Source organism: Pseudoalteromonas porphyrae (assembly GCF_001298125.1).
Classification (GTDB): Bacteria; Pseudomonadota; Gammaproteobacteria; order Enterobacterales; family Alteromonadaceae; genus Pseudoalteromonas; species Pseudoalteromonas neustonica.
Genome location: NZ_LHPH01000085.1, coordinates 1 through 651 on the forward strand (window position 1 = coordinate 1; position 651 = coordinate 651).

The 651-nt window shown below is 39.8% G+C and carries 1 rRNA gene; it reads right to left on the reverse strand.

The features are described from left to right. Positions 1 to 459: 459 nt before the first annotated feature. Positions 460 to 651 (reverse strand): 16S ribosomal RNA (locus tag ADS77_RS21280); the annotation flags it as partial.

The window sequence follows — 651 nt, forward strand, 5'->3', positions numbered from 1 at the left end:
TACGCTTAGTCACTTAACCATACAACCCAAACGGGTCTTGCTTGGTCTTTGTTACTTATGCTGCCTTGCTATCAATTTTTGCTTGGTTACATAACACGTTATGCGCCCAGCGACAAAAATATCAGCGGCGTTGCTTAAGTATCAAATACACGTCGCAATACTAAATCGTTAGATCCAGTCATACGTTAGTGACAGTTTAACTTCGCCAGAAGTTAATATTGAATACTAAAGTAGATACCAATCAATCATTTCAAAGAAACAATTAAATGGCACTGAATGATACTGCTATCATTCTTTTTTACTTTTGAAAACTCTGTATAAATAACAAATGTTATTCATACGAATTTTATTATCAGCTTTTCCAAATTTTTAAAGAGCATATTAATTAGTAAACTCAATGAGCAAACTAACTAACAATCATCTGTGTGGACACTACGAACAAATAAGTTCTAAATCGTATAAGGAGGTGATCCAGCCCCAGGTTCCCCTAGGGCTACCTTGTTACGACTTCACCCCAGTCATGAATCACTCCGTGGTAAACGTCCTCCCGAGGGTTAGACTATCTACTTCTGGAGCAACCCACTCCCATGGTGTGACGGGCGGTGTGTACAAGGCCCGGGAACGTATTCACCGCGTCATTCTGATACGCGA